The 25,628-nt window shown below is 67.9% G+C and carries 24 protein-coding genes; 9 read left to right on the top strand and 15 right to left on the bottom strand.

Annotated elements, in window-relative coordinates; genetic code table 11:
• The first annotated feature begins 92 nt into the window (after positions 1 to 92).
• Positions 93 to 1,232, top strand: a complete 1,140-nt coding sequence (locus F1D05_RS07975; protein ID WP_206686120.1) for a winged helix-turn-helix domain-containing protein — start codon at positions 93 to 95, stop codon at positions 1,230 to 1,232.
• On the opposite strand, the gene F1D05_RS07970 is transcribed toward F1D05_RS07975, so the two are convergent.
• Complete coding sequence (locus F1D05_RS07970) at positions 1,134 to 3,311, bottom strand: MMPL family transporter (RefSeq protein WP_185446680.1); 2,178 nt, start codon at positions 3,309 to 3,311, stop codon at positions 1,134 to 1,136. The genes F1D05_RS07975 and F1D05_RS07970 overlap by 99 nt on opposite strands.
• A gap of 166 nt (positions 3,312 to 3,477) precedes the next feature.
• Here F1D05_RS07970 and F1D05_RS07965 point away from each other — a divergent pair, with 166 nt between their 5' ends.
• The 4 genes from F1D05_RS07965 to F1D05_RS07950 all read left to right on the top strand — a co-directional run bounded on the left by F1D05_RS07965 (position 3,478) and on the right by F1D05_RS07950 (position 9,566).
• Entirely contained in the window at positions 3,478 to 4,617 is a 1,140-nt protein-coding gene (locus tag F1D05_RS07965; RefSeq protein ID WP_185446679.1) for a sensor histidine kinase, read from the top strand.
• A complete protein-coding gene (locus F1D05_RS07960) occupies positions 4,614 to 5,267 on the top strand; it encodes a response regulator (protein ID WP_185446678.1) in 654 nt (217 codons plus the stop codon). Before F1D05_RS07965 ends, F1D05_RS07960 begins: the two co-directional genes overlap by 4 nt.
• 106 nt (positions 5,268 to 5,373) lie before the next feature.
• Positions 5,374 to 8,223 (top strand): DEAD/DEAH box helicase, encoded by a 2,850-nt coding sequence (locus tag F1D05_RS07955; RefSeq protein WP_185446677.1) that lies wholly within the window; start codon positions 5,374 to 5,376, stop codon positions 8,221 to 8,223.
• Between the two features lie 71 nt (positions 8,224 to 8,294).
• Positions 8,295 to 9,566, top strand: coding sequence for a serine hydrolase domain-containing protein (locus F1D05_RS07950; protein WP_206686118.1), 1,272 nt, complete (start codon positions 8,295 to 8,297; stop codon positions 9,564 to 9,566).
• 182 nt (positions 9,567 to 9,748) lie between these two features.
• Here F1D05_RS07950 and F1D05_RS07945 read toward each other — a convergent pair whose 3' ends face one another.
• From F1D05_RS07945 to F1D05_RS07935, 3 genes are read right to left on the bottom strand one after another with little or no spacing between them, the layout of a single operon-like run.
• Complete coding sequence (locus tag F1D05_RS07945) at positions 9,749 to 10,213, bottom strand: MarR family winged helix-turn-helix transcriptional regulator (protein WP_185446676.1); 465 nt, start codon at positions 10,211 to 10,213, stop codon at positions 9,749 to 9,751.
• 42 nt (positions 10,214 to 10,255) lie between these two features.
• A complete protein-coding gene (locus tag F1D05_RS07940; protein ID WP_185446675.1) occupies positions 10,256 to 10,627 on the bottom strand; it encodes a hypothetical protein in 372 nt (123 codons plus the stop codon).
• Between the two features lie 57 nt (positions 10,628 to 10,684).
• Positions 10,685 to 11,971, bottom strand: a complete 1,287-nt coding sequence (locus F1D05_RS07935) for a glycoside hydrolase domain-containing protein (RefSeq protein WP_246486507.1) — start codon at positions 11,969 to 11,971, stop codon at positions 10,685 to 10,687.
• A 107-nt stretch (positions 11,972 to 12,078) separates the two neighbouring features.
• Here F1D05_RS07935 and F1D05_RS07930 point away from each other — a divergent pair, with 107 nt between their 5' ends.
• From F1D05_RS07930 to F1D05_RS07920, 3 genes are all read left to right on the top strand, one after another.
• Positions 12,079 to 12,558 carry a GyrI-like domain-containing protein gene (locus F1D05_RS07930; RefSeq protein ID WP_185446674.1) on the top strand — a complete coding sequence of 160 codons (480 nt, stop codon included), beginning with the start codon at positions 12,079 to 12,081 and terminating at the stop codon, positions 12,556 to 12,558.
• A gap of 5 nt (positions 12,559 to 12,563) precedes the next feature.
• On the top strand, positions 12,564 to 13,634 hold the full coding sequence (locus F1D05_RS07925; RefSeq protein WP_246486506.1) for an ArsR/SmtB family transcription factor: 1,071 nt from the start codon (positions 12,564 to 12,566) through the stop codon (positions 13,632 to 13,634).
• A gap of 864 nt (positions 13,635 to 14,498) precedes the next feature.
• The gene (locus F1D05_RS07920) at positions 14,499 to 15,707 is read left to right on the top strand and encodes an MFS transporter (protein WP_185446673.1); all 1,209 of its coding nucleotides are present in this window, start codon (positions 14,499 to 14,501) and stop codon (positions 15,705 to 15,707) included.
• Between the two features lie 24 nt (positions 15,708 to 15,731).
• On the opposite strand, the gene F1D05_RS07915 is transcribed toward F1D05_RS07920, so the two are convergent.
• On the bottom strand, positions 15,732 to 16,103 hold the full coding sequence (locus tag F1D05_RS07915) for a nuclear transport factor 2 family protein (RefSeq protein WP_185446672.1): 372 nt from the start codon (positions 16,101 to 16,103) through the stop codon (positions 15,732 to 15,734).
• 9 nt (positions 16,104 to 16,112) lie between these two features.
• A complete protein-coding gene (locus tag F1D05_RS07910) occupies positions 16,113 to 16,463 on the bottom strand; it encodes a MerR family transcriptional regulator (protein WP_185446671.1) in 351 nt (116 codons plus the stop codon).
• Between the two features lie 61 nt (positions 16,464 to 16,524).
• Here F1D05_RS07910 and F1D05_RS07905 point away from each other — a divergent pair, with 61 nt between their 5' ends.
• The gene (locus tag F1D05_RS07905; protein ID WP_185446670.1) at positions 16,525 to 17,139 is read left to right on the top strand and encodes an RBBP9/YdeN family alpha/beta hydrolase; all 615 of its coding nucleotides are present in this window, start codon (positions 16,525 to 16,527) and stop codon (positions 17,137 to 17,139) included.
• Positions 17,140 to 17,152: 13 nt separating this feature from the next.
• Here the strand turns inward: F1D05_RS07905 and F1D05_RS07900 are convergent, their stop codons facing one another.
• The 9 genes from F1D05_RS07900 to F1D05_RS07865 form a co-directional block, all read right to left on the bottom strand.
• Positions 17,153 to 18,211, bottom strand: coding sequence for an FAD-dependent oxidoreductase (locus F1D05_RS07900; RefSeq protein ID WP_185446669.1), 1,059 nt, complete (start codon positions 18,209 to 18,211; stop codon positions 17,153 to 17,155).
• Between the two features lie 42 nt (positions 18,212 to 18,253).
• Positions 18,254 to 18,904: a hypothetical protein gene (locus F1D05_RS07895; protein ID WP_185446668.1), complete on the bottom strand. Its 651-nt coding sequence runs from the start codon at positions 18,902 to 18,904 to the stop codon at positions 18,254 to 18,256.
• A 70-nt stretch (positions 18,905 to 18,974) separates the two neighbouring features.
• Entirely contained in the window at positions 18,975 to 19,640 is a 666-nt protein-coding gene (locus tag F1D05_RS07890) for a hypothetical protein (protein WP_185446667.1), read from the bottom strand.
• A gap of 72 nt (positions 19,641 to 19,712) precedes the next feature.
• Entirely contained in the window at positions 19,713 to 20,756 is a 1,044-nt protein-coding gene (gene cobJ, locus F1D05_RS07885; protein WP_343066581.1) for a precorrin-3B C(17)-methyltransferase, read from the bottom strand.
• A gap of 22 nt (positions 20,757 to 20,778) precedes the next feature.
• A complete protein-coding gene (locus F1D05_RS42510) occupies positions 20,779 to 21,228 on the bottom strand; it encodes an SAM-dependent methyltransferase (RefSeq protein ID WP_343066580.1) in 450 nt (149 codons plus the stop codon).
• Positions 21,225 to 21,857: a precorrin-8X methylmutase gene (locus F1D05_RS07880; RefSeq protein WP_185446666.1), complete on the bottom strand. Its 633-nt coding sequence runs from the start codon at positions 21,855 to 21,857 to the stop codon at positions 21,225 to 21,227. The genes F1D05_RS42510 and F1D05_RS07880 overlap by 4 nt, the downstream gene beginning before the upstream one ends.
• Complete coding sequence (gene cobG, locus F1D05_RS07875; RefSeq protein ID WP_185446665.1) at positions 21,854 to 23,137, bottom strand: precorrin-3B synthase; 1,284 nt, start codon at positions 23,135 to 23,137, stop codon at positions 21,854 to 21,856. Before cobG ends, F1D05_RS07880 begins: the two co-directional genes overlap by 4 nt.
• Before the next feature lie 49 nt (positions 23,138 to 23,186).
• The gene (locus tag F1D05_RS07870) at positions 23,187 to 24,347 is read right to left on the bottom strand and encodes a N(5)-(carboxyethyl)ornithine synthase (RefSeq protein ID WP_185446664.1); all 1,161 of its coding nucleotides are present in this window, start codon (positions 24,345 to 24,347) and stop codon (positions 23,187 to 23,189) included.
• A gap of 25 nt (positions 24,348 to 24,372) precedes the next feature.
• Positions 24,373 to 25,548 (bottom strand): MFS transporter, encoded by a 1,176-nt coding sequence (locus F1D05_RS07865; RefSeq protein ID WP_185446663.1) that lies wholly within the window; start codon positions 25,546 to 25,548, stop codon positions 24,373 to 24,375.
• Positions 25,549 to 25,628 lie beyond the last annotated feature (80 nt).

Genomic DNA, 25,628 nt, shown 5'->3' with positions numbered 1-25,628 from the left:
AGGGTTTGGGGATGCCCGGGCCGGGTGGGCGGGTTGATGTGCGGCATGTCAGGCAGGGGGTTGAGCGGCTTGGGGTGTTGCAGGTTGATTCGGTGAATGTCTTGTGTCGGTCGCACTATTTGCCGTTGTTCGCGCGGTTGGGGGCGTATCAGCGGGAGACGTTGGACCGGATCTCCTGGAGCGATGACCGGCAGTTGTTCGAGTACTTCTGGGGTCATAAGGCGAGCCTGTTGCCGTTGAGCAGTTATCCGCTGCATCGCTGGCGGATGCGTGCCGCCGAGAGGCAGGACTGGAAAGACCCCGATGTCACCGCTCCCTGGTCCGTAGTCGTTGGAATGCAGCGGCTGGCCGAGGAACGTCCCGGTTTCGTGGATGAGGTGCTCGCCAACGTCACCGAGCGCGGCCCACTCACTGCAGGCGAGGCCGACCCTGGCGGCGTACGGCGTAAGTCGAGCGACCCGGATCCGGATCCGAGCACCGGCAAGATGTGGAACTGGCAGGACGCCAAGATCGCGATCGAGTACCTGTTCTGCGCGGGGCGTGTCGCGATCGCCGGCCGGCGCAACTTCGAGCGCCTCTACGACCTCACCGAGCGAGTCATCCCAGCCTCCGTACTTCGGGCGCCCGAGCCCACCGCGGAAGAAGCCCGCCGTGAACTCGTCAAACAATCGGCCCGCGCGCTCGGCGTCGCCACCATGCGTGAACTCACCGGCTCGACCAGCGGCCATTTTCCCTTGCCAATGGCAACCGCCAAGCAGGTGATCAACGAGCTCGTCGAGGCCGGTGAGCTGATCCCGGTTCGCATAGAAGGAGTCGAGCAGCAGAGCTACCTGTCCGCAACCGCCGAGGACCGGCCGGTCGCCGCGCGTGCCCTGCTCTCGCCCTTCGACACCCTGATCTGGAACCGCGACCGCACCCACCGGCTCTTCGACTTCTTCTACCGAATCAGCATCTACACGCCCGCCGCCCAACGAGTCCACGGGTACTACGTGCTGCCGTTCCTTCTCGGCGACCGACTCGTAGCCCGAGTCGACCTGAAAGCCGACCGCCGAAACTCCACCCTCCTCGTCCCGACAGTCACGGCTGAAAACGGCATACCCGACAGCGACCTCATCGATCCACTGGCAGCCGAGCTAGACCTGATGGCCCACTGGCTGAACCTCGACAGCGTCCTCGTAACCGCTCAAGGCGCTCTCGGTCGTTCCCTCTCCCAGGCCGTCGACCACCGGTAGCAGACGTGCAAGCCGGCGAGGGAGCCACCAGTTGGCGTGGCCCAGCAACTTCATTGCCGCCGGCACCAAGATCATCCGTACGACGGTCGCGTCGATGAAGATCGCGACGGCCAGGCCGAGGCCGAACATCTTGGCCGACGGGTCATTGCTCATCACGAAGCCGAGGAAGACCGCGACCATGATCAGCGCGGCCGAGGTGATGAGCCGCCCAGTCGTGGCGATGCCGTGCACGACGGAAGCGTCGCTGTCGCCGGTCACGAGGTACTCCTCACGCACCCGGGACAGCAGGAACACCTCGTAGTCCATCGACAGACCGAACAAGATCGCGAACATGAACATCGGGATGAAGGGCACGATCGGCACCGTCGACTCCAGGCCGATCAGGTCCGCGCCCCAGCCCCACTGGAACACCATCACCATCACACCGAACGAGGCGCCGATGCTCAGCAGGTTCAGCGCCGCAGCCTTGAGCGGTACGACGATCGATCGGAAGACGAGGGTCAGCAGCAGGACGGACAGCAGGATCACCGCGCCCACGAAGTACGGGAGGCGATCGTTGACCCTGGCACCGACGTCGGCGAAGCTCGCCGTCTGACCGCCGACATGTGCCGTCGCCACGCTGCCTCGCAGTACGGAAGGAAAGACGTCGGTGCGGAGCCGCTTGACCGTTTCCAGCGTGGCGCTGTCCTGCGGTCCGGTGGTCGGGAAGGCAACGAGTGTTGCCAGGCCGGCTGTGGTGTTCACCTCGGCGGGCGCGGCGGCGGCGATGCCCTTGTCGGCCTTGACGGCGTCGACGAGCGGCTGGACGACGCTCGCATCCTTCGAGATGTCCACGGCGATCACCAACGGCCCGTTGATGCCGGGGCCGAATCCCTTGGCGACGAGATCGTACGCGCGGCGCTCCGTCCTGCTCTCGGGAAGCGCTCCTTCATCGGGGGTGCCGACCCGAAGCGCCAGGACAGGTGCGGCAACGGCCAGGAGCGCGACCGTCCCCCCGACGAGATAGGCGACGGCGTGCCTGGACACGTGCCGGGCCCAACGCTGCCACCCTGCCGTCCGAACCTCGACGCGCCGTACTGCGAGGCGGTTGATCCACGACCCGGCGAGACCCAGGAACGCGGGCAACAAGGTGATCGAGGCAACGACCATGATCAGCACGATGATCGAGACGGCGATCCCGCCGGCCGTCATGAACGGGACACCGGCAACGGCCAGGCCGAGGATCGCGATGACCACGGTGCCACCGGCGAAGACGACGGCCTGGCCGGCGGTGGCGACAGCGCGTCCGGCCGATTCCTCGACTGTCAGACCTTGGGAGAGGTATTCGCGGTGGCGCGTGACGAGGAACAAGGCGTAGTCGATTCCGACGCCGAGGCCGACCATACTGCCGATCACCGGGGCCCAGCTGGGTACGTCGATCAGGTAGGTGAGCAACGACATCGAACTGACGCCGAGTGCGAGGCCGAACAGCGCCAGCCCGATCGGCAACCCCATCGCGATCAGCGACCCGAATGTCACCAGCAGAATGACCACGGCGACGACCAGCCCCAGCGCCTCGCCCACACCGGTCCCGGGCTGTTCGAAGGCGAAGAAGAGATCGCCACCCAGTTCGAGCTGGAGCTGGGAACTCTGCGTCTTCGCCGCGAACTCCTTGAGATTCTCGAGGTCGCTCGGGGCGAGCTGGTTCTGCACGGGGTACTGAATCCGGATGACGGCGACTCGGCCGTCCGGCGAGATCGCTGCTGCCGGATCGGTCGCGGTGAGGACTTTGGGCAACTGGGTTGCCGCAACTTGGACCTTGGACAAAGCGGCTCGTGCCTCGGCCGAGTTGAGGAACGTCGTACTGCGGTCTGTGGGCGTCACCACCACTTGCGCCGTCAGGCCGGCCTGGTTCGACCGGGCGAGCAGGTCGGTGGCCCGCTGCGAGTCGAGTCCCGGCGCTCCCATCGAGTCCTCGAGCTTCTGACCGAAGGCGCTCGCGGCCGCGACCACGAGCAGTGCGACCACGAGCCAGGTCCCGATCACCGTCCAGGGGCGACGGGCGGCGTACCGGCCTAGTTTGTACAGAGCGTTCGACATCATCGGTGATCTCCTTCGGCGGCCCAGGAACGGGTGGACCCAGCGTGGCGAGATCAGCCGGTGGGCACCTCGGCGGAAGGGCCGGAGTTCGGTCGGCCGATCGGCTGAGGGCGAAGCCGTACTTGTGGCCGATCCGCGGCGCGTTCCGGTTGTCTACTGTGAGCCCATGCTGAGAAACGCGGTCCGCTCGCTGTGGGCCGAGCCGCGAGCGCCGCAGCCGCCAGTGCGCGTCTGGCGGGACTGGGTGCTGGTCGGTCTGCTGGTGCCGACGGCGATCCTGGAGGGCATCTTTCGCGAACACCTGATCTGGAGGCCGGTCGCGCTGGCGTTCGGGGTCTGCGGAGTGATCCTTCTGCTCTGGCGGCGTACGCATCCCTTCGCGGTGGTGGCGGTCGCATTCGGGGCCCTGATCGTGCTGGACATCGTGAGCCTGATCAACGTCCACTCGTCGGTGGGGCTGTACACGATGGTGTGCGTGGTGCTGCTGCCCTATTCGCTGTTTCGGTGGGGATCCGGCCGGGAGATCGGGGTCGGCCTGATGTTCGTCCTGACCGCGTTGGCCGTCGGGCTGGCCGTCGACTACACCGGGGTCGGCAATGCGGTGGCCGGGAGCATGTTCCTGCTCTTCCCGGCCGCGCTCGGTGCCGCGGTTCGCTTCCGGACCTCGGCGCGGACCAGGGAGCTGGACCAGGTTCGGCTGCGGGAGCGCGAGCAGTTGGCCCGCGAGTTGCACGACACCGTCGCCCACCACGTCTCGGCGATCTTGATCCGGGCGCAGGCGGGCCGGGTCGTCGCCGGCTCCGATCCCGGGGCGGCGGTCGACGCGTTGTCGGTGATCGAGGCAGAGGCATCGCGCACGCTGGCGGAGATGCGCACGATGGTCGCCGGACTTCGCGCGGACGAAGCGGCCGCGCTGGCTCCCCAGCCGGGTGTGGCTGACCTCGAGCGACTGGCCCGCGGTACGACGGGGGACCGGTTGCTGGTCGACGTCGGGTTGTCGGGCGATCTCGACGACCTCGCGCCTTCGGTCGGGGCCGCCATCTACCGGATCGCGCAGGAGTCGATCACCAACGCCGTACGGCATGCCCGAGACGCGACCCGCGTCGAGGTCCGGGTCGCCGCGGACGAGGGTTGCGTGCGGCTCACGATCCGAGACGACGGCTCGGCGGGCTCGGCCGGGCCGGTCGGCTACGGCCTGGTCGGGATGACGGAGCGAGCCACCCTCCTCGGCGGCTCCTTCGAGGCGGGGCCCGGTCCGGACCGCGGCTGGACCGTCGAAGCCGTGCTGCCGAAGGGGGCTCGATGATCCGGGTGCTCGTCGCCGACGACCAGGAACTCGTCCGTACGGGCCTGTCGATGATCCTCGACGCACAACCCGGCATCGAGGTGGTCGGTCAGGCCGCGGACGGCCGCGAGGCGGTCGAACTCGCCCGCCGGCTCCGCCCCGACGTCTGCCTGTTCGACATCCGGATGCCCGGCATGGACGGCATCGCCGCCACCCGCGAACTGGCCGGCCCCCAGGTCGAGCACCCGCTCGCGATCGTGGTGATCACCACCTTCGACGTCGACGAGTACGTCCACGGCGCCCTCAAGGCAGGCGCCCGCGGCTTCCTCCTCAAAGGCGCCGGCCCCGAACTCCTGGTCCAGGCCATCGAGGCAGCCGCGAACGGCGACGCCCTGATCGCCCCCAACATCACGGCTCGCCTGCTCGCGGCCTTCTCCGACACCCGCCTCGGCCGCCCACCCGCCCAACCCGTCGAACCCCTCACCACCCGAGAGGAAGAAATCCTCCGAACCGTCGCCCAGGGCCGAACCAACTCCGAGATCGCCACCGACCTCCACATCAGCCTCAGCACGGTGAAAACCCACCTCACCAGCATCATGACCAAACTAAACGCCCGAAACCGCGTAGAACTCGTCATGTGGGCCTACGAAACCCACCGAGTCCACCGCTGACGCTCGCGTACGTCGACGCGCGACGCGTCCGGCCGGGTGGGCGGCTTGTTCGCCGTACGGGATGGGTGGCGGGGTTCTGGGGGTGGGGGCAGATAGCCTGGGGGGCATGAGCACCCCGTCCGAGAAGTATGCCGTTTTCCGCTCGGACCAGGCGCATCCGGCGGTCAAGGAGTTCCGGGAGCTGTATGACTTCCGGCTGGACGAGTTCCAGTTGCGGGCGTGTGCCGCGCTCGAGGACGGTCACCAGGTGCTCGTTGCCGCGCCGACCGGATCCGGGAAGACGCTCGTCGGCGAGTTCGCCGTCCACCTCGCGCTCCAGCGGGGGCAGAAGTGCTTTTACACCACCCCGATCAAGGCGCTGAGCAACCAGAAGTACAGCGATCTCGTCCGCCGGTACGGCAGCGAGAACGTGGGTCTGCTCACCGGCGACAACTCGATCAACTCCGAGGCGCCGATCGTCGTGATGACGACCGAGGTGCTGCGGAACATGCTGTACGCCGCCTCGCAGACCCTGCTCGGCCTCTCGTACGTCGTGATGGACGAGGTCCACTACCTCGCAGACCGGGCCCGGGGCGCGGTCTGGGAAGAAGTGATCATCCACCTGCCGGACTCGGTAGCGGTGGTGTCGCTGTCCGCCACGGTGAGCAACGCCGAGGAGTTCGGCGACTGGCTGGAGACCGTCCGGGGTAACACGGTGGTGGTGCTGGAGGAGAAGCGGCCGGTGCCGCTGTTTCAGCACGTGATGGTCGGGAAGCGGCTGCACGACCTGTTCGCAGGCGAGGCGCCGACCGCCCGGGCCGGCCAGGCGCAGTACGGGCCCCAGAGCAGGTCCGGCAATCCGGCCAAGGCCAACGACGCGAAGAACACGACCGACCTCAAGGATCTGGTCAACCCGCAACTCGTCCGGATCGCCCGGGACGACAACCGGATCTTCCGGGACGACTCGCGCAAACCACGTCGCCGCCGCGATCTGCCCAAGCAGCGGCCGGCCCGGTCGCACTTCACACCGTTCCGGTCGGACGTGGTGGAGGAGCTCGACGCGGGCGCGCTGCTGCCCGCGATCTACTTCATCTTCTCGCGCAAGGGCTGCGAGGACGCGATGCTGCAGTGTCTGCGTTCCGGCCTGCGGCTGACCAAGCCGAGTGAGCGGGACGAGATCAAGCGGGTGCTCGCCGAACGCATGGTGGACCTGCCGGACGAGGACCTCGGCGTCCTCGGGTACCACGACTTCAGCGAGGCGCTCAGCCGTGGGATCGCGGCGCACCACGCCGGCCTGCTGGCCGCGTTCAAGGAGGTTGTCGAGGAGCTGTTCGCGCGCGGCCTGATCAAGGTCGTGTTCGCCACCGAGACGCTTGCCCTCGGCATCAACATGCCGGCCCGCACGGTGGTGCTGGAGAAGCTGAGCAAGTGGAACGGCGAGGCGCACGTCGACATCACGCCGGGGGAGTACACCCAGCTGACCGGTCGGGCGGGTCGCCGCGGCATCGACGTCGAAGGCCACGCGGTCGTCCTGTGGCAGCCGGGCTTCGACCCACGCGCCGTCGCCGGTCTCGCGAGCACCCGTACGTATCCGCTCCGCTCGTCGTTCGCCCCGTCGTACAACATGGCGGTGAACCTGGTCCGCCAGGTGGGTCGCAGCAGGGCGCGGGACATGCTGGAGCTGTCGTTCGCGCAGTTCCAGTCGGACCAGGCCGTCGTCGGGCTGGCCCGGCAGGTGCAGCGCAACACCGAGGCGCTCGAGGGGTACAAGGAGTCCATCAACTGCCACCTCGGCGACTTCCTCGAGTACGCCGCGCTCCGCCGCCGGATCGGGGACCGCGAGTCGTCCGGCTCGAAGGCGCGCAAACTCGACCGAAGGGTCGAGGCGCAGGAGTCGCTGGAGAAGCTGCGGATCGGCGACATCATCCGGATCCCGGCCGGCCGGAGTGCCGGTTGGGCGCTGGTGCTGGATCCGGGCGTCCGATCGGAGCGGGAAGGGCCGCGGCCGACCGTGCTCACGCTGGACCGGCAGGTGCGGAAGCTGTCGATGATCGACTTCCCGACCCCGGTCGGGGCGATCAGCACGCTGCGAGTGCCGAAGAAGTTCAACGCGCGCAACCCGCAACAGCGGCGCGAGCTTGCCCACGTACTGCGGGGTCGCACCGACCTGCTCGGTGAGGAAGGGCCGCCGTCGTCACGCAGCCGCAACGGCGACGTTGTCACGCACGCGGACGACCCGGAGTTGCAGCAGATGCGGGCGGAACTGCGTGCGCACCCCTGTCACGGCTGCTCCGATCGCGAGGATCACGCCCGCTGGGCCGAGCGGTACTTCCGGCTCGACCGGGAGAACCGTGACGTGCAGCGAAAGATCGAGCAGCGGACGAACACCATCGCCCGCCAGTTCGACCGGGTCTGCCAGGTGCTGGACGCGCTGCACTACCTGGACGGCGACAAGACCACCGAGGCCGGTGACCGATTGTCGCGGATCTACACCGAGCTCGATCTGGTCGCGGCCGAGTGCCTGCGGGTAGGCGTCTTCGACGACCTCGACGTACCGGAGCTGGCCGCGGCGTTGGCGGCGCTGGTCTTCGAGTCGCGGTCGAAGGACGAGCCGACCTCGCCGCGGCTGCCGCGAGGCGAAGTACGGCCTGCGCTGGAGAAGATGGGCGTGATCTGGCGGGAGCTGTCCGCGCTGGAGCGGGACATGCGGGTCGATTTCCTTCGCCAGATGGACCTCGGCTTCTGCTGGGCGGCGTTCCGCTGGGCCTCGGGTGCATCGCTGGCCGAGGTCCTGTACGAGTCGGATCTGGCCGCCGGCGACTTCGTCCGCTGGGTCAAGCAGCTCATCGACCTGACCGAGCAGGTCGCCGACGCGGCCGGCCCGACGCCGCTGCGCAAAACGGCACGCGCGGTCACCGAGCAGATCCGCCGCGGCGTCATCGCGTACGCGTCTGTGGTCGACGAGCCGGACAGTTAGACGAGAACCGCAACTGACCCGATTCTCCTGTAGGACAGGACAAAACCGTCTGTACTAAGGAGATCTGGTCAGTGGAACTGACACGCCGCAATCTCGGCAAGCTTGTAGTGGCAACGGGAGCGGCGGCAGCCGTCGGTACGGCAGTCGGTACCGCGGCGGGAAGGCCGGCCGATGCCGCGGCGACCTGGCTTGCGACGGGTACCGCGGTACCGGCGCTCGCCGGGTTCGACAACCAGCTGAAGACCTTCATGCAGGCGCGCGGCATCACGGGCGGGCAGGTCGCGGTCACCTACAAGGGCCGGCTGGTCCTTGCCCGCGGCTACAGCACCTCCAGCACGCTGACTGTTCAGCCCACCTCGCTGTTCCGGGTGGCCAGCCTGACCAAGTCGTTCACTTCGGCCGCGATCCTGAAGCTCGTCCAGGACGGCAAGCTGAGCCTGTCCACGCCGGTGACCTCGATCCTCACCTTCACCCCGCCGACCGGACAGACGGTCGACCCACGGCTGAAGACGGTCACGATCAAGCGCCTCCTGCAGCACCTCGGCGGCTGGGACCGCGAATTGTCCGGCGACCCGACCGGCATGGACGCGACCATCTCGAAGGCGCTCGGCGTCCCGATGGAGCTGCGGCACGCGGACGTCATCAAGTTCATGGCCGGGCGGAAGCTCGACAACGCGCCGGGTACGAAGGTTGCCTACTCCAACTACGGGTTCCTGCTCGCGGGGCGCGTGATCGAGAAGGTCAGCGGTCTGCCCTACGCGACGTACGTGCAGCAGAAGTTGCTGACCCCGTTGAAGATCACCCGGATGCAGCAGGGCTACACCATCGCCAAGCACGCCGGCGAGGTGCCGTACGAGTCGCAGTACACCGCGAAGACCGTGCTGGATAACTCGGGCACCGTCGTCCCCGCGCCGTACGGGTCGTTCAGCATGCGCATCCACGACGCCAACGGCGGCTGGATCGCCAGCGCGCCGGACCTGGTCCGCTGGGCGAAGATGTTCGACGCGCCGTCCACGGTCCTGAACAGCACCTCGCTGTCGAGCGTCTGGGCGAAGCCCGAGACCGGTCTCCAGCCCGACGGCTGGTACTACGGCCTCGGCTGGCAGGTGCGACCGACAACCGGCGGCACCGGCCGCAACACCTGGCACACAGGCAGCCTGCCCGGCACGTTCACCCTGCTCGTCCGTACCTACAACGGGATGAGCTGGGCGGCCCTGTTCAACCGCCGCGACGACGCCAGCGGCAAGTCCTACGGCGACATCGACCAGGCAATGTGGACCGCCGCCAACAGCGTCACCAAATGGCCCACAAACGACCTCTTCCCCCAGTACTTCCCCGCCTAGTACTACGGCCCTGGTTCGAGGCGATCGACATGGCCGGTCTCACCCGGCCGCTCCGGATGAACTTCGGCGGTTTCGCCGGCCACGAACCGGGTCCTTGAACACCTCGTGGGGATCGTGAACAGGAAATTTCTTGTTCAAGGTCCCCACGAGGTGTCGCAAGTCCCTGTCCTGGCAGTGCAGTACTAGAACATCAGCGCCCTGAAGTGAGGGTCGGTGGTCTGTGGTTCGCCGGCCATTGAAGTGAGTACCGCTCGTACTGCGTCGATCGCGGCGTCGCCGTGTTCCTTGCGGAGGTGGCGTTCGTAGGTTTGGTGGAACTTTCGGGCTGCCGCGAGGGCCGCCTGGCCGCGCTCGGACAGGTGGATCAGGCGGGCCCGGCCGTCGGTGGGGTCGGGGTGGCGTTCGACATAGCCCCGGCTCTCCATGTCGTCGACGATCTGGCCGGCGCCTTGTTTGCTGATCTCCAGGCGCTCGGCCAGTGCGCTGATCGTCATCGGGTTCGCGCCGACCGAGCGCAGGACGAATCCGTCCGAGCGGCCCTGTTCGTCGAAGCCCTGGGCGGCCAGTGAGGCCCGGAGTTCGCGGACGAACTCCTGGTCGGCCAGCAGCAGCAGGATGCCGAAATCAGGCTTGCGTGAGGCACTCATGTCACTCATGATAGACAAGTCAAGTTGAACAAGTCAGCTTGTCTAAATTCTTGAGGGGGACGAATGCACATCATCCGTGCGACCGAGGCGCCGCAGTTCCAGCTGCCAGGGGTGAGGTTCATCGGACTGGCCGCGCCCAGCCGTGGCTCGGAAGGCCTCTGCACCTGGCGACTTACCGTCGACGCAGGGCTTCACAACGACGAGCCGCACACGCTCGACCGTGACGAGGTGTTCATGGTGCTGTCGGGCACCGTCCAGGTGACCGCGGACGGCGACAAGCTCGGCCCGGGCGACGCTGTCGTCGTACGGGGCCGGCGAGCCGATCCAGCTCTCCAATCTCGGCGAGACCGAGGCCGAGCTGTACGTCGCGATCACTGCAGGCGTCACCGGCACGATGGCCGACGGCACGACCATCCAGCCACCGTGGGCCCAATAGAAGCCCAAGAAGCCCAGCAAAGGCCCAGTAGTCCGTCAGCAGCGTCGTAGGGGAGCGGTGTAGGTGGTGTTGCTGGCGGTGGCTACGTAGTAGTCCGTCACGTAGCTGCCGTCGGTCAACCTGTTCCACACCGACGTAGTGCCCACCTTGCTCCCGGGTAGTTGACAGGTGACCCACGCCAGTGCGCCGGCGCCGAGCGAGCCCACTACGGCGTACGACGTACCGGGTCCACTCCGCCTGCTCAAACCGCTGGTGGTGGTCTGGAACGGCAGGCTGCAACCAGGCAGCGGTGAGCTGTACGTCGTATTGGACGGAGTGTTTACGTAGTAGTCCGTGAGGTAGCTGCCGTTGATCAGCTTGTTCCAGACCGTCGTGGTGCCCACCTTGGTCCCGTAGGTCTGACAGGACACCTGCACGGTGGTTCCGCTCGGATACGTGGCCACTACCGGGTACGCCGTGGTCGGTCCGCTCCTGGCGCTCACAGCGGTCGTTGTCTGGTAGGCGTACCCCACCGAGCCGACCGGTGCATCGAACCGGTCGTTGTCGATGTTCAACGTGACGCCGCCATACGTCTCGTTGTGATCCCCGTTGTACTGCTTGGCTCGCTGGCCCACAGTCCAATAGTTGTTGGAGACAGTCGGCCAGTTGATCAGTGACGAGCTCTGGTCCCACCGGGCGATCCACACTGCGTCCGGTCGCGCGTAGGAAGTCGAGTTGTAGACCTGTGCGAGTTGTAGCGCACCCGAGTCCTGGTGGACGTACACGCCGGACAGGAACCCGCGCCGGTGCAGCTCCTTCGTCCACGCAGACAGGAAGCTGAGCACAGTCGCACCGCAGTTCGTGTTGTTGACGTCGTAGTGCTCCATGTCGCCATAGATCGCACCACCGGCCAGCAGTCCGAGCGCCCTGGCCTTGTTGAAGGCATCGGTCGCCGCAGCCGTGCCCTGGGTGCCCGGAGCGCTCGCCGAGATCTTCTGCGACGTCGTCCTGTTACTGCAAGGCGCCTGCAGACCCAGGTAGATCGGGATCAACCGCCAACCCATCCTGGTCACGCTGCTCACCCAACTCGCGGTCAGCTGTGGCTGTGCGCAACTGCGGTTCACTCCGCCGATGTAGATCCCCATCGCCTTGTACGGCGACGATTTCCACGCAGTCATCTGCGCCAGCGTCGGCGCCGTGCAGGTGTCGAACGCCAACCCGACGTAGCGCGTTGCGATCGACCCACCTGGATACACGACATTCGTCGCCGGCTCTGCCGCGGCCGGCACCACCCCAGCCAGCCCCAACGCCCCGATCGCCATCCCTGCAACAAGCTTGAACATGACCCCACCCCTCAACCCAGTAGACGCCGGTTGGGTCGGCTTGCCTAGAGCAGACCGGGCGAGCTTGAGGCAGGATGTGGGCGACAGCAGTCCCCGAAGGAGGAGCCATGCCGGAGCCCACGATCGTCGAGCGTGACGAGCAGCCGTACGTCGCGTTGCGGGGGAAGGTCGCGATGAACGAGATCGCCCGGTTCGCGGACCGGATGCACGAGGTGATCGGCTGGATCGCCGCGCGCAACATCGAGCCGGTGGGAGCGCCGTTCTTCAAGTACGACGTGGTCGACATGGAGGAAGGCCTGGTGATGGAGATCGGCTTCCCGGTCGAGGAACGGCACAGCGGTGAGGAGCAGATCGTCGGCGGCCTGCTGCCGGCCGGACGCTACGTCAGCGTCACCCACCTCGGCCACCCGGACGGCCTCCTCGGCGCAACCGGGGACCTGCTTGCCTGGGCCGACGAGAAGGGCCTCGAGTGGGATGCCGACGGCAACAAGTGGGGCTGCCGGCTCGAGGTCTACAAGTCGGACCCCCGCGAGGTCCCGGACCTGAACGACTGGGAGACCGAACTCCTCTTCCGGCTCCGCGGCTGACGGGCTTGCCGACAGTACTGGCCGGACTGAGCCGGCTCGATCCCGAGCGGGTCCGGCACGTGGCCTCACCCTTGATCGAGCTCGGCTGTGCCCTGCACGTGCTCGCGGAGCCGTCCCACCACGGCCGCACCGAATGGGCGGCCGAGCTACGCAAGTCGATTCCCGCCACCCTGCAGCGAGAGTTGGCCGACTGGACCTGGACGGTCCGCGCGGTGCGGGCGCGCTTCTTCGCGACGAGTTCCGCGACCGGGATGCCGACCTGGGCCGACGAACTCGCCGTACTGCGTGCGCGGCCGCCGGAGGAGTTGGCCGCCGAACTGGTTCGCCCGCTCCGGGGCCGGCCTCTGAACATGCACCGGACCGACACCGACACGGTCCGCCGCTGGGCGCGGAGCCGGGGCCGCGAGGTCGCCGTACTGGTGGAGAGTCTGCTGACCGAGCCGGCTGAGCCGGTCAAACAGTTCCTCGATCTGCTCGACTCGTGCTGGCAGGAATGGTTCGAAGGGCTGTGGGCGCAGTCTCGGGACCAGTTGGCCGCGCGCGGCAGGCAGGACCGCGATCTTGCCGTGCGGGACGGACTGGGCGTGATGCTGCGTTCGCTGGACGGCTCGATCGAGCTCCGCGATGCCGACAGCGCGCTGGTGCAGAAGGTGCAGAACAAGCGGATCGACCTGGCTGGCCGGTCCCTGCTGCTGGTGCCGAGCAACTTCATCGCACCGCATCTGTTCGTCGGTGAGATTGCGGGGGAGCCGTTGACGGTGATCTACCCGGCAACCGGTCGCGGCGCCGCGGTACCGACCGCTCAGGCCATCCGGGCGCGGTTGGAAGCACTGGCAGGCCCGGACCGGCTGCAGATCTGCCGGGCGGTCGCGAGCGAGCCCCGGACCGCCGGGGAGATCGCGACGCTCTGGGGTCTGAACCCGAGCCAGGTGACCCGCCACCTCCGCGCGCTGACCCGGGCCCGGCCTGGTCCGGGCCGGGCGGCAAGGCAGGTTCGTCGCCTACCGCCTCGACGAACAAGCCTTCCGCACCCTCGGCACAGACCTCCTCAACCTGATAATGCGCTGACCCGCTGACCCGCTGACCCGCTGACCCGCTGACCCGCTGACCCCCGGCGCTCTGCGTCGCGTACCGCGCCCTCCGCTCGATCGGCTGACCGGGTAGATCAAGTCCAATGGAGTGGTGCACGAGATCCGCTTGATCACCGAACGACTCGTGCGCCAGGCGCCACTTTCGTCCCGCCACGGGTAGTTCTCCGATGCCCGAAGGCGGCTGTTGGACGGGTTGAGCCGGGATCAGCGACGGCGAGCACTGCTCGGTCTCGGTCGACGCCGGCGTCGCCGTATCCGTCGGGACGGCGGACCGCCACGCCATCAATACTCGCCGAGTTGGGGTGTTGCCACGCTCGCCGTGGCGGGCGAATAGCGGGCGCTGGCGAGTATTGATGGCCTGGCGGTCCGGCGGAGCCCGCTGACCCGCGATCGAGGCCACGCCCGGCACAACTCGCGATCCGCTGGCCGACCTACCGGCTCGACCCGCCGGTTTCGCCTGTCTCCCCGGCTCGACTCGCGGGTTTGCCGCGACGAAATCGGCGGGTCGAGCCGGTAGGTCGAGCAAACGCGGCCAGTCGAGCCGGTAGGTCGAAGTGGTCGCCGCGGGGCGAGCCGGTAGGTCGATCTCGTACACCACTCCACTGGACTTTGATCTCGATCGATCGGAGTACGCGGCCGCCCGACCTGTACCCGCGAGGCGAGCTACACCAGGCACCCACCCCCGGCCGGTCTTCGGCACGGACTGAGTGGGCGACGCAGGAGTGGCCGTGGGGGCGGCGTGGGTTCGACGGGTCTAGCTTCGGCATGGATCTGGTTGATCTGGTGATGCGTTGACGGAATCCGTCAATCGACCGGAGCAGGCGGTCGCCGGGCTGTTGGCTGGGTGGCATGAGTGCTTCCTTTTCGCCTGAGGTCCGCCGGATGGTTGCCGCGACTGTGGTCAACACGTTCGGCAACGGTGTGTACGCCGCGGTCGGTGCGCTGTACCTGACGCGGGTCGCCGGGCTGTCCGTCGGCCAGGTCGGCATCGGTCTGACGATCGCCGGGCTCTTCGGGCTGGTGGCCAGTACGCCGCTCGGGGTGGTCGCCGACCGGCTCGGCCCAAATCGTTCGTACGTCGGGTTCCTGCTGATCGAGGCGATCACGATGGCGGCGCTCACCCAGGTCCACTCGCTCGCGGGGTTCGTCGGCGTCGCGGCGGTGGCCGCGGTCGCGAACTCGGGGCAGTCGGGTGCGAAGGGTGCGTTGATCGCGGGGCTGGTGCCGGCCGAGCAGCGGGTCCGGACCCGGGCGATGCTGCGGGTGACGACGAACATCGGCATGGGGATCGGGATGGCTCTGGCGGGCATCGTGCTGGCAGTCGACCGCCGGGAGGTCTACCTGATCGCGCTGTTCGCGAACGCCTTGACGTATCTGGTCACAGCAGGGCTGGTGCAGTGGGGGATGCCACGGCTCGCGCCGGTGCCGGCCTCGGCCGGTCCGTCCGGGTTGACGGCGCTGAAGGACCGGCCGTACCTGGCGTTCATCGCGCTGGACGGGCTGCTCAGCATGCACAACGCGATGGCGCAGGTGGCCATCCCGCTGTGGGTCGCGACGGCGACGGATGCGCCGACCTGGCTGATCTCGGTGTTGCTGGTGACCAACGCGATCGCCGTGATCCTGCTGCAGATTCGGGTGGCGCGAGGGACAGAGCAGGTCGCTGGGGCGGCAAGAGCGGGGCGGCGTGCCGGGTTGCTGCTCGCGCTGGCGTGCGGGGTGCTGGCGTTGACGGACGTGACGTCCGGCGCGGTCACCGTGGGGTTGCTGCTGGTCGCCGCGATCGTGCACGTGCTGGGCGAGATGCTGCAATCGGCCGGCGGCTGGGGAATCAGCTTCGAACTCGCGCCGCCCGGCGCGCAGGGTCAGTACCAGGGCGCCTACGCGATGGGGCACCAGGTCGGTGACCTGATCGCCCCGTTCGTCCTGACGGTGGTGGCGGTCAGCTGGGGCTGGCCAGGATGGTTGCTCACAGCCACGATCTTCCTGATCGCCGGTTCCCTCATCCCCGTCGCGGTTCGCAAACACCGGCAGTGGGAGCCGGTGCCCGTCCCCGGCTAGGCGGCCAAAGGCAGAAGGAGCGGCTCAGTCGCGCCAGGTGCCGGTCCAGTCGTACAGCGGCGCGGTGGTCGCGTACTCCCTGAGGTAGCTGATCCGCCCGTCATCGAGCCTGGCCACTGTGGAGCCGTCGAATGCACCAGGGCTGCCCTTCCAGGTGCACTCGAAGTGCCACTCCGCGACCAGCGACTCGCCGGCCGCCGACTCGGCGGTGACCTCCCACCCGTCGACAGAGCCGCCGGCCCCGAACCAAGCGTGCATCCATTTCTCGACGCTCTCCTTGCCGCGATAGACCGGCCCGTAGGACTCGATCACGACGCAGTCGTCGGTGAGAGTTGCGAGAACGGCCGGGATGTCGTGGCGACGCCATCCGTCGATGTATGCCAGCAACTGATTCATCAGCGCAGCCTACGGTCCTGGTGTGAGGCCACTCAGTCGTCGTTGGGTATCACGGAGTTCGGCTTGGCTGGCGTCGAGCCGCACGGCCAAGGAATCCACCTCGGCTCGCAGGCGCGGGCACATCTCCAGGGTCGTGCCGTGATCGTCCGTGCGAGCGCAGTCGAGGTACTGCTGGATAGTCGAGGCGCCCAGGCCGGCAGAGATCATCGTCCTGATCTGCGCCACGCGGACGACATCGGACTCGGAGTAGTTCCGGTAGCCGTTGCTGTTGCGCACCGGGACCAACAGCCGTCGGTCCTCGTAGTGCCGTAGCGCGCGTGCGCTGACCCCAGTCCGCTCAGCGAGTTCGCTGATCAGCACTGTCGCTTCCTCCTCGTCGACTTGACCTTCACGCTGACGTGAACCCCTACCGTCCTGCGGTATGACATCAGGAACAACCCAGCGGCGTGCCTCGATCTTCCATGGCTACGGGGCATCTCCCGAAGATCACTGGTTCGGCTGGCTGGGCGGACAACTCGACGCGGACGGAATCCCGACCACGATCCCGCTTCTCCCAGACTCGCAGGCCCCGGATCCCACCCGGTGGGCCGAAGTCGTACGCACGGAGGTGGGGACCCCTGACGAGAACTCGATCGTCGTCGCGCACAGCCTGGGCTGCCTGACCGTCCTTCGCCATCTGCGCTCACTTCCCGGCCCTTGGCGCCTCGGCACCCTCGTGCTGGTCTCCGGATTCCTCGACCACCTGCCCGCGTTTCCGGAACTGGACACCTTCATCGGAGACGGCTGCGACGCGGAAGGTCTCAGCAACCACGTCGACAGGCTGACGATTATCCGGTCGGACGCAGATCCGTACGTTCCTCCTGGGCACACCGATCGCCTCGCCGGCCTGCTCGGGGCATCCGCAAAGGTCGTCCCCGGAGCCGGTCACTTCCTCGCCTCCGACGGCGTCGTGGCACTACCCGAAGCTCTCGCAGCGATCGCAACGCACTCAGGACGTCTGCTACCGGACGCTGGCGGCCAGCGAGCCCGCGGCTAGAAGGAACCGAAAGCTAGGCGGCGATGGGTAGGAGGAGGTTGCGGAGTTGGCGGGCGGCGGTGAAGCCGGCACGGTTACCGCCGATGGTGCTGGCTGAGGGGCCGTAGCCGATCAGGTGGATTCGCGGGTCCAGGACTGTGTGGGTGCCGTCCATCCGGATTCCGCCGGAGGTCTCGCGCAGGTGGAGCGGCGCCAGGTGGCCGAGGTCGGCGCGGAAGCCGGTCGCCCATAGGATCGCATCCACTCGTTCGAGGCGTCCGTCCGCCCACTGCACACCCGCAGGCGTGATCCGCTCGAACATCGGCAACCGGGTGTAAACGCCATGCCGGTACGCCGCTTGCTCCTGTTCGCGCAGTTGTAGCCCCGTCACGCTCACCACGCTCTTCGGCGGCAGTCCGGCGCGCACGCGTTCCTCGACCTTGGCGATGATCTTGCGCCCGAGTTCGGGCCCGAACTCGCCATCCGTCCGCCACTCGGGCGGCCGGCGCGTCACCCACGTAGTACTGGCGACTTCGGAGATCTCAGCGAGCAACTGGACTGCGGACGCGCCGCCGCCCACCACCAGAACGTGCTTGCCCGCGAACTCACCGGTGCCGCTGTAGTCGGCCGTATGCAGTTGGCCGCCCTGGAACGTCTCGATCCCCGGATACCAGGGGATGAACGGGCGGTCCCAGGTGCCGGTCGCGTTCACGATCGCCTCGGCCTGGTAGCTGCCGCGGTCCGTGTTCACCAGGTAGCGCTCGCCGTCACGCCGTACGCTCTCGACGCCGACCGGGCGAACCACTGGAAGCTCGTACTCCGACTCGTAGTCCGCGAAGTAACGCGGGACGAACTCGTTGGCGCGTTCGTCGCCCGCACTCTCCGGTACTGCGACGCCCGGCAGGTTCGCGATCCGGTGCACGTCGTGCATGGTGAGCGAGTCCCACCGATGCTGCCACGCTCCACCAGGTGCTGGATTGCGATCGAGGACCACCACCCCGTCGTACGGGCTGAACCCCATCCTGACCAGGTGATACGCCGCTGACAGCCCCGCCTGGCCGGCTCCGATCACCACCACCTGGGTCGTCTTCACGTCGTGTGCAACGCGCCCGGCGACCCAGGTTCTTCCCGGGAGTCAGTCCCAGCTGTTGTCGATCCGCCGGTGGTACCGCTGGCCGGCCTTGCCGCCGACGATGGCGGCGAGCAGCGTCACCAGCAGCAGGGCACCTGCCGCGATCACACTGCCGGTTGCGAGTGTCTCGTCAGCGATCGGTACGGACGGCAGATCCAGGCGATTCACGAGGTCGTACTGCGAATCGGCCAGCGCGCCGAGTCCGATCGCGATCAGTACGACGACGAGCCCGATCGCCCAGACGCCGAACGCCTGCCGGGCACCGTCGAAGCGCGCGAGCCGTCCCGCGACGTACCCGCCGTTGTAGAAGGCGATCGTGAGCATCACGATGACCACTGCGGCGGTCGCGATCGCGATAGTGCCGGCGTGTCTGTCGAAGGTGCTCTGCTCGAACGTCACCGCATAGTCGACGGCTGCGACGACAGCGACGATGATCCCGGTGATCAGCACGGTCAGCCCGACCGCGATCAGCCAGCCGAAGAACGCGGCACCCGACTTGAATCCGCGGTACGCCGGATCGACCTCGGCCGCGGTGGACGTCTTGATGTTCGCGCGATGTGTCGCGCGCCGCTCGTCCTCGGTCGCGACCGGGTCAGGTGCTTCGACTCCCGGTGCGGCCGCTACGGGCTCCTGAACTGATGTCCGGTCAACCATGACGCGTTCTCCTTACAAGACGGCCCCGTCTGGTAACTCCTGGTACCCAGTGCTCCGGCCACTCATGCGCTCAGCCGAGGAGGGCGTCGATCTTGTCGTGGTAGCGCTGGCCGGTCTTGCCGCCGAGAAGGGCCGCGAGGAGCGGCAGCATCAGGATCGCCGCCGCGGTGAGGAGTCCACCGGTGAGCAGGCTGTCGTTCGTGAGCGGCACGTCCGGCCGATCGATCCGGCCGACCAGGTCGTACTGGTCGTTCAGGAACGCCCCGGTACCGGCCGCGACCACGATGAGTAGCAGCGAGATCATCCAGACGCCAAAACCCTGCCGAGCTCCGTCGAACCGCGCAAGGCGGCCGGCAACGTACCCGCCGATGTAGAACGCCAGGCTCAGCACCAGCACGAAGAGGGCTGCGGCAGTGATGGCCGCGGTACCGGCCTGCTCCTTGGCGTCTGCCCTGGTGTAGTCGAGAACGTAACTGGCGCCCGCTCCGGCGCCAGTCACCACAGCGGTGAGCAGCACGATCATCGACAGCATGATCAGCCAGCCGAAGAACGCCGCACCGAACTTGAAGCCCCGGTAGGCGAGCCGCTCCGCCTCAGTGGGAGGCAGCGGCTTGTCCGGGACCGCGGTGACGCTGGTCATGGCCCGATGGGCGGCGGCTCGCGCCTCCTCGTAACGCTGGGTGGTTGGGCTGGCCACCGGTTGGGTCAAGGTGTCGCTGTCGCCGTACTGATTCACTGTCGTTTCTCCTCACGGTCCGGGAGGGCCCTACCCGGAGAGGCGGTTTCTCATGCGGGCCCGGCTGGAGAATTAACTGTCGCTTTGCCCAGCCGGGTAGCGCCGAGGCGTGTAGACGAGCGGGCCGGAGGGGCGCTGCACGGTCTGGGTCTGCGACGAGCCGATCAGGAGCAGGCAGCGCATGTCGACCTGGTCGGGGTCCAGCTCGGCCAGTGTGGTCACGGTGATCGACTCGCTGCTGCCCCCGACGTTGCGGCCGATGACGACCGGAGTGGTGGGTTCCCGGTGCTGGAGCAAGAGTTCCTTGGTCGCGGCGACCTGCCAGGTCCGGGACTTCGATGCAGGGTTGTAGATCGCAATGGCCAGGTCGGCCGTCGCAGCCGCGGTCAGCCGAGCGGCGATCACCTCCCACGGCTTCAGGCGATCCGACAGGGACAGCACGCAGTAGTCGTGTCCGAGCGGAGCGCCGACCCGGCTCGCGACCGCTTGCGCAGCGGTCATCCCGGGGAGCACGTTCAGTACTACGTCCGCGTACTCCGGCTCGCCGGCCACTTCGGCGACAGCGCTCGCCATCGCGAACACGCCCGGGTCACCGGACGACACCACAACCACCCGGGAACCCTTCCGGGCGAGGTCGAGCGCGAACGCGGCCCGCTCGGACTCGACCTGGTTGTCCGAGCCGTGTTTGCGCTGCCGGGCGCGATCCGGCAGCCGGTCGACGTACGGGCCGTAGCCGATCAGGTCGTCCGCGGCGGCGATCGCGGCCCGGACCTCGGGCGTCATCCACTGCGGTCCGGCCGGTCCGAGGCCGACCACGGTCACTGAACCTTCGCCGTCGACCCGTGGTGCGGCGGCCGGGGCAACGAAGTTGTTGATCGGGCTGGGCAGCAAGGCGAGCGAGAAGTACGGCACCGAGTCGGGGTCGACGTCGGCCAGCGGAGCGGTCCGCTGCTCCGAGGTCGTCGCCCGCTCGACGTACCAGGCCTCGTCCAGCCGGCCGGAGAGCTCGAAAGCCTCCCGGACATTCGCGAAGGTGCGCCCGAGTTTCATCACCGCGGCAGCGTCGGTGGTCCGCAGCCGCTCAGCCAGTACGTCGGGAGGCAGCGTCCCCGGCAAGACCGTCAGGACCTCGTCGCGCTCACACAGCGGACGGCCCAGTACTGCGGCGGGCCGCGCTCACCGAGGTCACGCCAGGCACCACCTCGCACTCGTACCGGTCGGCGAGCCGCTTGTGCATGTGCATGTACGAGCCGTAGAACAGCGGATCCCCTTCCGCCAGGACGACGACGTCGCGCCCGGCGTCGAGGTGAGCGGCGAGCCGAGCCGCGCAATCGGCGTAGAAGTCGTCCATCGCGCCCTGGTAGCCACCGGGGTGGTCCGTGGTCTCGGTGGTCAGCGGGTAGATCAGGTGTTCCTCGAGCTGCCCGTCACGCAGGTACGGCGCCGCCACTGAGCGGGCGATGCTCCGGCCGTGCCGCGCGCTGTGGAAGGCGATCACGTCCGCGGCGCCGATCAGCCGGGCGGCCTTCACCGTCATCAGTTCGGGGTCGCCCGGGCCGAGCCCGACGCCCCACAGCCGTCCGGTCATTCTTCCTCGCTCGCGATCGCGTTGATGGCGGCCGCGGTGATCGCGCTGCCGCCCCGTCGGCCCCTGACGACCAGGTACTCCAGCCCGAGGTCGTTGTCTGCCAGTGCCTGCTTCGACTCGGCCGCGCCGATGAAACCGACCGGAATACCCAGTACTGCGGCCGGTCGCGGCGCGCCGTCGCGGATCAGCTCGAGCAACCGGAACAGCGCGGTCGGCGCATTGCCGATAGCAACGACCGAACCTTCGAGCCGGTCCATCCATAGGTCGAGCGCTGCTGCACTTCTGGTGGTGCTGTGGTTCGCCGCCAGCTCTGGTACCGAAGGATCACTCAGTGTGCAGATCACCTCGTTGTCGGCCGGCAATCGCCGTCGGGTCACACCGGCAGCGACCATCGACGCGTCGCACAGGATCGGTGCACCTGCCTGCAGCGCCGCCCGAGCCGACTTGACCACGCCTGTCGAGTACGCCAGATCCGCCGCCAGGTCGGTCATCCCGCAGGCATGGATCATCCGTACGGCGACCTGTGCCACGTCGGCGGGCAGCTCGTCGAGCGCCGCCTCCGCGCGGATCGTCGCGAACGACTGCCGGTAGATCTCGGCCCCGTCAGTCACGTACTCGTACTTGCTCACCGTGCTCCTCTCGCGGCCGCAACGGCCTCAACCAACTCCACATCGACCGGCTCGCCGTCGATCGCATAACCATTGCCGAGGGCAATGATGTCGACGAACCGGCCGGCCGGCCGGCCACAGCGCCGTTCACAACCCGACCAGTGCACCGGCTGCCGTCCGCGGCGAATCCGGGGCGTGACGTCTCGCGCGTCCGCCCGGACATCAGCCAACGCCTTCGCGCAGCCAGGCTTCCCAGCGCAGGCCGTCACCCCGTTCCAAGGTGATTCCGGCTCCACCACCAGGCCGACTGCCTCCAGTTGCGCGACCGCATCGTCGACAGCGTCAAACCCACCCAGTACTACGGACCGCCAGGGCGTCACCCTGATCTGCCCGTTGCCCAGTTCGGCCAAGTCCGACAGGACCGCTGCCTGCTCGGCCGACAAGCTCCCGAGCGGCACGGTGACCACCACGGCGACCCGCCCATCCACCTGCTCACGCCGTCCAGCAACCACGACAGCCGTGCCCGCCGCCTCGGCGGCGACCAGCGGCTCAAGCCCTAGAGGATCAAGCCCCAGCGGATCAAGCCCCCGCGGATCAAGCCCCCGCGGATCAAGCCCCCGCGGCTCGAGGCCCAGTCGCTCGTAGACCTCTGCCGCACCGTCTGCCAGCTCGGCGATCCGCCAAGCCTCCGAGTCCTGTGCAGCGCGCTCAGTCAAGAACGCCTCCGCAGCGGCAATCATGACCGCAGGCGCGTCTTCCAGCGGAACCTCTGCCCCACGCGACACTCCACCGAGCACCAGCAACCCCTTGCCACCTGCAAGCACTCGCACAGCTACATCCGCTCCGACCGCACCTAGATCACCCCGCCCGTCGTCCAGGGCGAACAGGAACCGCCCCGGCAACTCGGCGAGCGCGGGCTGCGCGCACAGGAGACGGTCCAGCTCGGCGGCGAGCGGCAGTACGTCGTACAGGCTGTCCTGGTCGAGGCCGGAGAGCGGCGAGGCGAGGATGTTCCGCACCCGCTCGTGGGAGATCGATGGCAGCAGCCCAGCGGAGTACAGGCGGTCAGAGAGCGTCTGTGGCGCTCCGGGGCGGAGAGCCCTGATCTGGATGTTCCCGCGCGAGGTCAGCTCCAGGTGGCCGTCGCCCAGCTCACCGGAGGCCGCAGCGAGCACCCGCAGTTGCGCGGCGCTCAGCAACCCGCCAGGCAGGCGCACCCGTGCCAACCCGCCGTCAGCCGCCTGATGCACGGCAAGAACCCCCGGACAACTGTCCGGTTGGGTCCTTGGCGAGCTGTTCACAGCCGTGATGCTACGTCCCGCCCACCTGGTGTGGTCTGGGTCACGGAGCTCAGAGGTGCGGGTGCGGGTGTTCCGGGGAGCGGTTCTGGAAGGAGAGGATGCCCGGGTTCTTGATCCGGCCACGCTCGATCTCGATCGCCCGGCGGATCGTCTCGTCGGCGTGCCAGGCCTCGGCGCCGTCCAGGACCGTTCCGAGGTACGGCAGCAGGGCCTCGCTGATCTCCCAGCTCGCCGAGTTCCACAGGTACGACGGGGTGTGGTCGACACCGTAGTACGTGATGTTGTCGCCGACCACGAACGTCGGCTCGTCGAACCCGGTCGGCTTGGCCCAGCTGAACCCCATCCCCAGGTCGCAGGAGACGTCGATGATCAGGCTGCCCGGCTCGAGCAGGGCCAGGTCCTCCTCGATCAGGAAGGTCAGTGGCGCGTCCGGATCCTGCAGCACGCAGTTGACGATGATGTCGTGCTCGGCCAGGAACCCGGCCAGCGGCACCCGGCCGTCCTCCAGCAGCGCGTGGCTGCGGCGGGGATCGAGCGGACCGTCGGTGTCGTCCTCGTCCTGGTCGTACTGGACGATCCGCGCCGAGTGGATCGGTGAGCCGACGGCGGCGACGTCACGGCCGGTGAGGACGTTGACGTCGTGGACACCGTGGGCGTTGAGGGCCGTGACGGCACCTCGCGCGGTCGCGCCGAACCCGATCACGACAGCGCGCAGCCTGCGGCCGTAGTCGCCGGTCGAGCCGATCAGCTCCAGTGCGTGCAGCACCGAGCAGTAGCCGGCCAGCTCGTTGTTCTTGTGGAACACGTGCAGGTTGTAGCTGCCGTCCGAGTGCCAGTGGTTCATCGCCTCGAACGCGATCAGGGTCAGCTCGCGGTCGATCGCCAGCTGGGTGAGCTTCTCGTCCTGCACGCAGTGCGGCCAGCCCCAGAGCACCTGGCCCTGGCGCAGCCCGGCGACGTCCTCGATCTGCGGCTTCGGCAGCAGCACGATGTCGGTCTTCGCGATCAGTTCGTCGCGGTCCAGGATGCCGGCCACCGATGACGACAGTTGCGCGTCGGAGATCCCGAACTGTTTACCGTACCCGGATTCGAGGAAGATGCGTTGGCGCAGCTCCTCGTCGATCCGGTCGAAGTGGTTTGGATGGATCGGCAGCCGATGCTCGTTCTCTTTGCGAGAACGACCGACGACGCCGAGGGTGAGCTGGTCCACGAGGGCCCCCTTGGTTGCCCCCTGTTTAGCACAGACCGTGTCTTCCCAACCGACACAGCGCTATGGCGACCAGGGCCGCGACCGAGCCGCCGAAGAGCATCGTGGTGGAGACGGAAGTGCTGTCGACTAGCAGCCCGCCCACCAGGGCTCCGGCTGACAAGGTGGCCTGGAAAGAGGACGTGAACACCACAGTTGCCGCCTCCCGCGCCTCCGGTGCTGCAGCTGCGAACCAGGTCATCGAGCAAACCGGCACCGCGCCGTACGCGAGGCCCCAGACCACCAGCAGGACACCAGCTCCAGCCGTACTACGTCCCGCGACTGGCAGCAGCAAGGTGGCAGCGGCCAGCAGGGCGGCGCTGGTGGCGAAGGTGGCCCGCAGGTGCCGCGCCACCGTAGTACCGGCTATCAGGTTGCCGACGAGCCCGGCGACACCGTAGACGAGCAGTAGTCCGCTGATCCGGTCTGCGGGCACCCCACTGACGTCCCGCAGGAACGGGCCCACGTAGGTATAGGTGCTGAAGTGCGCGGTCACTATTAGGCAGGTCACCAGCAACCCAGTGCGTGTTCCTCGCAAGGTAAGCAGCCTGCGCAACACTGCCAACCGGGTCACTTGCAGCGGCGGCAAGGGCGGCACGGACCACAGCAGTGCGGCAAGCACTCCCGCTGTCAGGAAGCCCAGTACTACGAACGCCGTCCGCCAACCCGCCTGCTCCCCGAGGAACGTCCCGGCCGGCACCCCGAGCACCGAGCCGAGCGGGACCGCCGAGAAGATCACCGCCGTCGCGCGGACCACCCAGCGCTCCGGCACCAGCCGCACCGCGAGACCGGCGCCGATCGACCAGAATCCGCCAATCGTCATCCCGACCATCACCCTGGAAACCAGTTCCAGCCAGTACGACGGCGCCGCCGCGGCCAGGATGTCCGACCCCGCGAGCAGGACCATCAGCGCGGCCAGCATCAGCCGGCGATCGAGCCGCGCGGTCAGCACCGTGATCACCGGAGCCGCGACAGCCGCGACCAGCCCGGGCGCGGTCATCATCCACCCGGTCCGGCCGGGGGAGAGGCCAAAACTGGTGCCGATCGGGCTCAGCAGGCCGATCGGCAGGATCTCCGTCGTGACGATCGAGAAGATCCCGAGCGTCACCGCGATCACACCGAACCAGCGCCGGTACGACGTACGAGTGGTCTCCGAAACAAGCATGCGCCCAGTCCAGCCGCCCACCCGCGCAAGAACTCGCGAAAATACGCCACCCCGGTCCGACCAGACCGCGACGTCGTTTT

The sequence above is a fragment of the Kribbella qitaiheensis genome, assembly GCF_014217565.1.
GTDB lineage: Bacteria > Actinomycetota > Actinomycetes > Propionibacteriales > Kribbellaceae > Kribbella > Kribbella qitaiheensis_A.
The sequence above is the reverse complement of the archived record's forward strand: the minus strand, read 5'-3'. Positions and strand labels throughout refer to the sequence as shown.